The sequence below is a fragment of the Gordonibacter sp. RACS_AR49 genome, from assembly GCF_030418435.1.
Lineage (GTDB): Bacteria > Actinomycetota > Coriobacteriia > Coriobacteriales > Eggerthellaceae > Gordonibacter > Gordonibacter urolithinfaciens.
Map to the genome: position 1 here is coordinate 1 of NZ_JAIUDM010000016.1, position 9,177 is coordinate 9,177.

Below are 9,177 nucleotides of genomic sequence, written 5' to 3' on the forward strand. Positions count from 1 at the left end.
GCGCGAGGGTCACGGCCGAGAACCTGGCCACGGGCGAGGTGCTGGCGGCCGAGGCCGACGAGTTCGGCGACTTCTGGTTCCACCAGGTGGGCGCCGCCGAGTGGCGCGTGTACGCGGAGGCGGAGGGCTACCTCACCCGCGTGCTGGAGGCCTCGACCGTGGACGAGGACCGCAACATGGGCCCGGTCGAGCTGTACCGGGCCGAAGCGTAAACCCCGCGTCGAGGGCCGCGCCGCACGGCCGCGGCCCTCGACGCTCAGACGAACCAGGTGAGGAGGAGCCATGTCAGAGACGTTAACAGGCGGGAACCCCGCCCAGGGCGTGCCGACGCCGCCCACGCAGGACGACCCGAGCGGACGCAAGTGGACGTGGGAGGAGGACGGCTGCACGGTCGTCCGCTCCAACGCGCGGTCGGGCCCGGGATGCCACGACAACTGCGGCGTGCTCATGTACGTGAGGGACGGGGTGCTGGAGAAGATAGAGGGCGACCCCGAGAACCCCTACAACCAGGGGCGCCTGTGCCCGCGGTGCCTGGCGCTCAAGGAGATGCTCTACCATGAGGACCGCCTGCGCTACCCCATGAAGCGCGCCAAGGAGGACCGCGGCAAGAACGCGTTCGAGCGCATCAGCTGGGACGAGGCCTACGATATCATCGAGCGCGAGATGAAGGCCGTCATCGACAAGTACGGCAACGAGGCCATCTGGGTGACCCAGGGCACGGGCCGCGACATCAACGGCTACGGCCCGCTCATGGCCCAGTACCTGGGCACGCCCAACTACGGCACCGGGTTCCTGTCGGGCCAGGCGTGTTACGCGCCGCGCATCTTCTCCACCGCGCTCAAAGCCGGCGGGCTGTTCGTGTGCGACTATGCCCAGTTCTTCCCCGACCGCTACGACGACCCGCGCTGGGAGGCGCCGGAGTACATCCTCGTATGGGGCAACAACCCGGTGGTGGCCAACTCCGACGGCACGCTCGGGCACTGGGTGGTGGAGAGCATGAAGCGCGGCAGCAAGCTCATGGTCATGGACCCGAAGCTCACCTGGGTGGCCGGCAAGGCCGACGTGTGGTTCCAGGTGCGCCCCGGCACCGACGCGGCGCTCGCGCTCGCGCTCTGCAACGTCATCATCGAGGAGGGTCTGGAGGACAAGGAGTTCGTGTCCTGTTGGTGCTACGGCTTCGACGAGTTCGCGGAGCACGTGAAGAAGTACACGCCCGCCTTCGCCGCCGAGACCTGCGGCGTGCCCGAGGACCTCATCGTGAAGGCGGCCCGCAAGATCGGCCGCGCCAAATCAGCCTGCCTGCAATGGGGCGTGGCGATGGACCACACCTCCGAGGGCTTCATCACCGGCATGGCGTGCTTCGACCTCATGGCGCTCACCGGCAACTTCGAGAAGCCCGGCACCATGGTGGCTGCAAACCCCGTGTGGGATATGAGCGTGACGTGGATGCCGCGCGAGAAGGTGTGGGAAGGGTGCTCCGAGCCGGTCAAGGACCAGGGACGCACCATGAACTTCAAGTACCCTGCGCTCAAGGCCATGGCCGCCATCAGCCCCGACATGCTGCTCGAGGCCATGGAGACGGGCGAGCCTTACCCCATCAAGGCCATGTTCATGATGCAGAACAACGCCATTGCCTGCATGGGCGCCCAGCCCCAGCGCATCCTGCCGGCGCTGCAGAAGATGGAGTTCAACGTGGTGGTGGACCTGTTCCTCACGCCCACGGCGCTCGCCTGCGCCGACGTGCTGCTGCCCGCCGCGTGCTTCGCGGAGCGCATCGGCATCACCGGGCACCAGCCCTACGCGCTCGGCGCCATCGCGCAGGCGGTGGAGCCCCTGGGCGAGTGCAAGTCGGACCAGCGCATCATCTACGAGACGGGCAGCCGCTTCACCGACGAGACTCACAAGAAGTGGGACGACGAGCAGGGTTTCTACGACTACCTGCTGCGCAAGACCGGCTACACCTACGAGACGCTGCGCGAGCGCACCTGGGCCTACCCCGAGTTCGAGTACAACAAGCACGAGAAGGGGCTGCTGCGCCGCGACGGCACGGTGGGCTTCGCCACGTCCACCGGCCGCTACAACTTCTACTGCCCGGAGATGCTGCACTTCGGCCTGTCGCCCCTGGCCGATTATGAGGAGCCGCCCGAGAGCCCGGTGTCGGCGCCCGAGCTCGCCGAGAAGTACCCGCTCGTGCTCACCACCGGCGCGCGTCCTTGGGGCTTCTTCCATTCGGAGCACCGCCAGAGCCCGTCCATGCGCCGCCTGCATCCCGACCCAACCGTGCTCATCCACCCCGAGACGGCGGCCGCCTACGGCATAGCCGACGGCGACTGGGTGACCATCGAGAACAACTTCGGCTCGTGCCGCCAGAAGGCGGAGCTCACCACCCGCATCCGCAAGGACACCGTCTCGGCCGACCACGCCTGGTGGTTCCCCGAGCGCGGGCCCGAGGACGGCACGTTGTTCGGCGTGATGGAGTCCAATATCAACAAGCTCGTCCCCATGCGTCCCGGCAAGGTGGGCTTGGGAGCGTCGTACAAGTCGCAGCTGTGCACTATCGGCAAGGTAGAGGAGTGATCGGCATGAGGCAAATGCTTGCAGTAGACTACGAGTTCTGCACGGGGTGCCACACCTGCGAGATAGCCTGCCAGCAGGAGCACGGGCTGGCGCCCGACCGGTTCGGCATCAGGCTGACCCAGATCGGCCCCGACCAGCTGGACGAGCGCCGCTGGCAGTACGAGTTCGTGCCCGTGCCCACCGACCGCTGCGACCGCTGCGCGCGTCGCCAGGCGGCCGGCAAGGCGCCGAGCTGCGTGCAGCACTGCCAGGCGGGCTGCCTGTACTACGGCACGCTCGAGGAGCTTGCCGAAAAGATGGATCTCGGCAAGAAGAAGCTCGCCCTGTTCAGCTAGCACCTTATCTGCCCGGCTCGTATACCTGAAGGGGTGGTGCGTGAAAGCCCCTTCAGGTCGAGGGCGGGTCCTCGATGCCGTCGGGAGTCGAGGCGCCGCCCTTCTTCTCGGTATCAGATGAAGGGCGAATGTCCTGCGCGGCGAAGAAGGCATCGATCACCGATTGGTCCCGTTTCGTGCCGAGAACCGGCTTGCGCTCGTAGGCAGCCGCCTTGGTTCGACGGGTGGGACCCTTACCGAAAACCGAGCGCTCCACGACGCGCGCCTCTGCGTTGTCGAGCCTGCGCGCATGGCCGTGAACGTCCTCATGCATGCAATCGCCTCCCTTGTCGCTCTTGCACCTCGGCGCCGCTCCCGCGATCGCCCGGTCCATGCATCCATGATAGAAAGGCGCAACCTCCTCCTAAAGATGAACTCGGTAGCTGGGCAACGTGTTCTTGGCCACCGGCCTACCCGCCACCCTAACGGTGCGATCAAAGCGGCGAGCGGCGTAAGGTTTTAGTTTTCGCAGGTCAGAAGTAAAATGAGGTGCTTTTTTCAGCACCTTGGCATCACGTGCATCGCCCCCATAGGGCGAAAGCAACCGGACACCCTTCAGAGGCGATTGCTCGGCGAACGGGGTGGCGGCGCGGGCGAGCAGCTCGCCTTCGCCGCCACATGCTCCCCCACGGGCGGATTGGCCGCCGATCGCCCCCACTGCCACCCCGATTCCGCACGGGAAGAGCGGGCGCCGTTCGCCCTCCTCCACACCAAAACGCCAAGAAAATATTGGCATAATGCAATTAGTTATGAGATGATAGTGTTTGCAATTCTACCTAAGAAGACACGTCCGCCCACCGCGCAGCCGATGCCGGAGCACAGGGACGAAGTCCATTCTGACGAGAAAGAGGTCCCGCCCATGTGGAGCAGCTGCCATCCCAAGTCCGACGAGGATATGAAGGAGTGCGCCGAGCTCGGCAAGTCGCTCAACCGCCTGTCTCAGCCCACCATCCTCACGCTGCTGGCCTGCTCCGACAAGCCGTTGCACGGCTACGTCATCGTGCAGCAGGCGGCGGAATCCCCCATGTTCGGCGGCAAGAAGCCCGACGCCACCGGCATCTACCGCGCCCTCAAGCGCATGGAGGAGGCCGAACTGGTCACGTCGGTATGGGACACGCCGGAGGAGGGCTCGGCCAAGCGCCTGTTCTCGCTCACCGACAAGGGCCGCCGCTGCCTGCGCCGGTGGATCGACGCCCTGGCCTGCTACGAGCTCACCCTGGAGGAGCTCCGCGGCCTCGCCGCCGGCGCTTTGGGCATCGACCTCCCCGACGCGCCTTTGTGCTCGCATTAGGCATTGCGCACCATTCGAGCCGAAGGCATTCTCAGTCCCGAAGAGCTGCCCTTTCACACCCCGCTTTCCTTGCCATCCGACAAATCTGAGGATGGCAAGGAAAGCGGGGGGATATTTTGAGGGCTCACCGCTCCGAGCCCTCAAAGCGCCGAATCATCGTCCTTGTCAGCCATTATCTTCTCAACAACCATCATGAGCTCATCCCTTGAACTCACGCCAACCTTCTTGTAAATGCTATACCTATGCGCTTTTACCGTGTGGGGGGATATATAGAGCTTTGACTGGATATAGTCTGATCCCCACCCCTTGGCGATCAAGTAGAACACTTCCGTCTCACGTGCTGAGAGGCCATACCGCTTCACCACCGTCTCGCAACTCTTCTTCCAACGACCCCCACCCTGCTCATGGGTTTCCGTCGCGCCGCCCTCCTCATCGTGCTCGCCGGCAAGCTGATCCTTGTCGAAGGGGATTACCGTAACGAACACGGAAAGAAGGATCACCAAGACGAGCGACGCCCAGGTGAGAATATCGCTGCCCACAGAATGCGTGAAGGCAGACAGGAAACCCACGGCATAGCCGATGGCCACTCCCACGATAATGGGGGCAAACCCTCGGCCGGTGAGATAAAGCGGCGACACCCCAAAGCGCTTGACGAGGCAGAAGAGGGAATCGAGATTGGCGAGGGTCAGCCATACATAGCCAACGAGGATAACAAGGATGTACAACGTTTTCAGCGGCGGATCAACGAACGGCATGGGCAGGAGGCCGATTACGAGCAAGGGGAAGAGAATCTTCTGCACCTTGCCGTGCATCATCTTGTCGGTGTTCTTCCCAAGATACGGAATCATCAGCAAAGCGCCCGTCACGATGGCCAAAGATATACCCGCGTGCAGCCAAGGGTGGCTTTCGGCATCTGACAGACCGAATATGGCGATACCGAATACCGCTCCGTAAAGGGTGTTGAGAGCATCGATTGGCTTTGTGAGACGATGCCGCGCCATGGACTCCTTACGCGAGACAAACGGCGCTTGGGGAATCTCTCTTTCCAGCACTACGAGTATCGCCAAGCTCGCTGGCAAGGAAAGGCACGCGAAGGCTATGCCCGCACCGTCAGGCAAGCAATTACCAACGAAATAGAGCAAGGATCCGCCGGCCATAGAGCAGGAAAGGACCTTGGATGTGAAATTCTTCGTAAAAGTTGTCAAGAGCTCCGACCACAAAAGCAGAAGCGCGGAAAGCCCGATTCCCAGAAGAAAGCTCGCCACGAATACAACGAGCACGTGGACGTGCAAGTCGATGACGAACTGCGCATAAGACACAGCCCCGTGAGCAACGGGGCTCGCGCAGACCAAAGCCCACAGGAAACGATGCCCTTTCTGCGCCGATAGAAAATCCGACCATCGATTGCTCGCGACGGCCATGACCACCATACCGGCGCACAGGGCAACGGGCGCCAGCGGGAAGATCGTGTCGACAGCAGCCGTGTCATCGATGGCGGCGTTGTGGATCAGCGCAGTGTAAAAGCTCGACCAAAATAACGAGAAACCCATCACAAGGCTGATAAGAAGGGATACCGAACCCCTTTCCCCCTGCTCATACGATGGTTTAATACCTTCCGTCACTTAACCATCTCCTCTGATTTATCCGTTTCGTACTAGGCGAGTCGGCGGGTTTCAGACTTTCCAGATATACCAAGTCGCACGGCACGATCCTATAGTTCGGGAAACCACGTCGATCGGTTCGGCCCAGAGCCAGAGACGGGCTCTGCAGCACACCAGAGGGGCATTGCAATCGCTTCCGCCCATTCTAACCGATCGGCGTGGCACTGCAAGCAGAGAAGAGGGGAAGGAGAAGTGCATGGGAGAGAAGGATTACCGACTTGTCGAGCACGAGAAGCCTTGGAAGTACAAGGAGGACGATTACACCGTGACACGTGGCAGCGCATGGACCGGTCCCGGCTGCCATGAGGGTTGCGGAGTCTTGCTCTATACCGATGACGACGGAAAGCTCGTCAAGGTGGAGGGAGACCCGGAGAACCCGTTCAACCAAGGCCGCCTATGCGTCCGTTGCCTGGATCTGCCCGAGATCACCAACCACAAGGACCGCCTGCTCTACCCCATGAGACGCAATCCCAAAGACCGGGGCAAAGACGCATGGGAGCGTATGAGCTGGAATGAGGCCGTCGACTACGTGGCCGGCAAGCTCATCGAGATCCGCGAAGAGCACGGAGCGGAGACCGTGCTCTTCGGCCAAGGAACCGGACGTGACATCTCCAGCTGGATCACCCGCATCGCCTGGTCCTACGGCTCGCCCAACTATTGCTGCTTTGCTCTTTCCGGCAATGCATGCTACCTGCCCCGCGTTGCCGGAATGGCCGCGACCTGCGGCAGCTACACGGTAGCCGATTGCTCCCAACAGTTCGTCGACCGCTACGAAAACCCGGCTTACACCGTTCCCGAGTTGATGGTCATCTGGGGCAACTATCCGCTGCGCGCTAACTCCGACGGCTTCTACGGCCATTGGGTCATCGATTTGATGAAGCGCGGCATGAAGATCATGATGATGGACCCGCGCGTCACATGGCTCTCCCTCAAAGCCGAGGAGCACCTGCGCCTGCGCCCCGGCACCGACGCCGCTCTGGCTCTCGGCATGATGAACGTCATCGTCAACGAGGGCCTTTACGACCACGAGTTCGTGGACAAGTGGTGCTACGGTTTCGAGGAGCTGTCCGAGCGCGTGCAGGAGTATCCGGTTGACAAGGTTGCCGAGATCACTTGGGTGTCACCCGAGCAAATACAGCGCGCAGCACGACTGCTCGCCAACAGCAAACCCTGCGCCATGCAGTGGGGGCTGGCCGTCGACATGGTGCGTGAGGCCCTGCCAGCAGGTCAGGCTATCGTCGGCCTGTTCCAAATCACCGGCAACGTCGATATCCCCGGAGGAAACATCTTCCCCGTCGAGCTCATCGCCTATTCCGGCGGCTGGGGTGGCGAGCTCATCAGCGACGAGCAGAAGGCAAAGCGCATCGGCCTAGCCAATTATCCGCTGCTGAGGCTGGGCTTCCAGGTTGCCTCCAACGACGACCTTCTGGACACGCTGCTCACCGACAAGCCCTACAAGATGCGCGGCTCATGGCTGCAGACCAACAACGCCATCGCCTGTATGGCCGCCGATCCCAAGCGCGTTATGGAGGGCCTGCTGCGCCTTGAGTTCAATGTCGTGATCGACCTGTTCATGACGCCTACCGCCATGGCAATTGCCGATGTGGTCCTACCTGCTGCAACCTATCCCGAGAAAAACGGCCTGCGCTTGGGCGACGGCCTGCAGCGCGGCGAGGTTATCAACAAGGTAACCCAGATCGGCGAGGCCAAGTCCGACGCCGAGATAAACCTGCTCATAGGCAAGCGGCTCAACCCTGCTGCTTGGCCATGGGAGACCGTCGACGAAATGCTGTCCTCTATGATCGCCAGCACGGGCATGGATTTCGACGAGCTGCGCGAGAAGGCGCCGGTTTACCTGCCGTTCGAGTATAGACGCTACGAGACCGGCAGGCTGCGCGCTGACGGACAGCCCGGATTCAACACCGCAACCGGGCGCATCGAGCTGTGGTCGACGTTCTACAACCAATGCGGGCTCGACCCGATGCCCTATTTCGAGGAGCCCGAACCCGGCCCCGGCTCTACACCCGAGCTTATGGAGGAGTATCCCTTCGTGCTGACCACGGGTGCTCGCCGATGGAGCTCTTTCCATTCAGAACATCGCCAAATAGACCGACTGCGCCGTATGGACCCGTGGCCCTATATCGAGATCCACCCGGACGCCGCCGCGGAGCTCGGATTCACGGAAGGCGAATGGGTATGGGTCGAGAACCAGATGGGGCGGGCAAAGCGCACCATCAAGATCACCCCGATCGTCGACCCTCGCGTGGTGTCCTGCGATCATGGTTGGTGGCTTCCAGAGAAGGGCCCAGAGAACCTGTACGACGTGTTCGACGTGAACATCAACAACCTCGTGCCCATGAAATGCGGCAAGAGCGGCTTCGGCGCCAACTACAAAACCTCGATCTGCAAGCTCTACAAGGTCAAGGAAGGGGAATAGACTATGGGATACGGACTTTTGATCGACACCGAGTGGTGCTCCGGCTGCCACTCGTGCGAGATGGCATGCCAGATGGAGCATGCCCTCCCGGTAGGCCAGACAGGCATCCTCCTGAACCAGATAGGACCGTGGGAGTTCGGCGACGGCTTGTGGCAGCTCTCGTATTTGCCAGCCATCACCGCCCAGTGCGACGGATGCGGTAAACGCGTCGCCGCCGGCAAGCAACCCACCTGCGTTCAGCACTGCCAAGCCCAGTGCATGGAATACGACAGAATCGAGGACCTGGCAGCAAAGATGGACGCAGGCTCCAAGAAGGTGCTGTTCGCACTATAGCGGCACATGAGCACCACAGTAGGCAGTATGGCTGCTCACAGACAATATGCCATAGGGAGTCGCCCCCGTTTCTCGCACCCATGCAGGGCGACTCCAACAATAGCTCGAACGGGGTTCTGTTCGTCGAACAGTCGCTCTTTCAAAGCATCCGCCCTTGGCGACGCCTTGACAAACGGCTCATGCAAATCGGGGTTTCTGCTGATTCTTCATCACCTATAGCTACGGCAATCGCGCTCTAGGCTATGAATACCTATCAGGCGCCTGCCGTATGGGTAGCGCAGCGGGCAAGCAAAGTCGCTCAGGGGGTCGACTACTGAAAATCCCGAAAACCAGTTCGCCGCACAACCGGCCGCAACCGGTTATGCGGTGGAACGCTTCTATAGATATTCCACTGTCCCTGTTAAGGAGGGGAAAGATGAGAGAGAAAGCTTCCTTTAAGGCCGGCGTCGTCGCGGTCGCCGTGCTGATCGTGGCCGCGACGTTCCTCGTCCCCAACCCGGAGGG

At 61.9% G+C, this 9,177-nt stretch carries 8 protein-coding genes; 6 read left to right on the forward strand and 2 right to left on the reverse strand.

Annotation, left to right across the window (positions count from 1 at the left end; genetic code table 11):
• From LB310_RS15220 to LB310_RS15230, 3 genes are all read left to right on the forward strand, one after another.
• Positions 1 to 212, forward strand: a 212-nt coding sequence (locus LB310_RS15220) for a carboxypeptidase-like regulatory domain-containing protein (protein ID WP_301155344.1), incomplete at its 5' end; no start/stop codon positions are given.
• Positions 213 to 282: 70 nt separating this feature from the next.
• A complete protein-coding gene (locus LB310_RS15225; protein WP_301155345.1) occupies positions 283 to 2,577 on the forward strand; it encodes a molybdopterin-dependent oxidoreductase in 2,295 nt (764 codons plus the stop codon).
• 5 nt (positions 2,578 to 2,582) lie between these two features.
• Positions 2,583 to 2,912 carry an oxidoreductase gene (locus LB310_RS15230; protein ID WP_301155346.1) on the forward strand — a complete coding sequence of 110 codons (330 nt, stop codon included), beginning with the start codon at positions 2,583 to 2,585 and terminating at the stop codon, positions 2,910 to 2,912.
• 52 nt (positions 2,913 to 2,964) lie between these two features.
• On the opposite strand, the gene LB310_RS15235 is transcribed toward LB310_RS15230, so the two are convergent.
• Entirely contained in the window at positions 2,965 to 3,225 is a 261-nt protein-coding gene (locus tag LB310_RS15235; RefSeq protein ID WP_301155347.1) for a hypothetical protein, read from the reverse strand.
• 585 nt (positions 3,226 to 3,810) lie between these two features.
• Between LB310_RS15235 and LB310_RS15240 the strand changes: the two genes are divergently transcribed.
• Positions 3,811 to 4,242 carry a PadR family transcriptional regulator gene (locus LB310_RS15240; protein ID WP_015539665.1) on the forward strand — a complete coding sequence of 144 codons (432 nt, stop codon included), beginning with the start codon at positions 3,811 to 3,813 and terminating at the stop codon, positions 4,240 to 4,242.
• Positions 4,243 to 4,382: 140 nt separating this feature from the next.
• Here LB310_RS15240 and LB310_RS15245 read toward each other — a convergent pair whose 3' ends face one another.
• On the reverse strand, positions 4,383 to 5,864 hold the full coding sequence (locus LB310_RS15245; RefSeq protein WP_301155348.1) for a helix-turn-helix transcriptional regulator: 1,482 nt from the start codon (positions 5,862 to 5,864) through the stop codon (positions 4,383 to 4,385).
• Positions 5,865 to 6,099: 235 nt separating this feature from the next.
• Here LB310_RS15245 and LB310_RS15250 point away from each other — a divergent pair, with 235 nt between their 5' ends.
• Both LB310_RS15250 and LB310_RS15255 read left to right on the forward strand, forming a co-directional pair.
• Complete coding sequence (locus tag LB310_RS15250) at positions 6,100 to 8,340, forward strand: molybdopterin-dependent oxidoreductase (RefSeq protein ID WP_301155349.1); 2,241 nt, start codon at positions 6,100 to 6,102, stop codon at positions 8,338 to 8,340.
• A 3-nt stretch (positions 8,341 to 8,343) separates the two neighbouring features.
• Positions 8,344 to 8,673, forward strand: a complete 330-nt coding sequence (locus LB310_RS15255; protein ID WP_301155350.1) for a 4Fe-4S dicluster domain-containing protein — start codon at positions 8,344 to 8,346, stop codon at positions 8,671 to 8,673.
• Positions 8,674 to 9,177 lie beyond the last annotated feature (504 nt).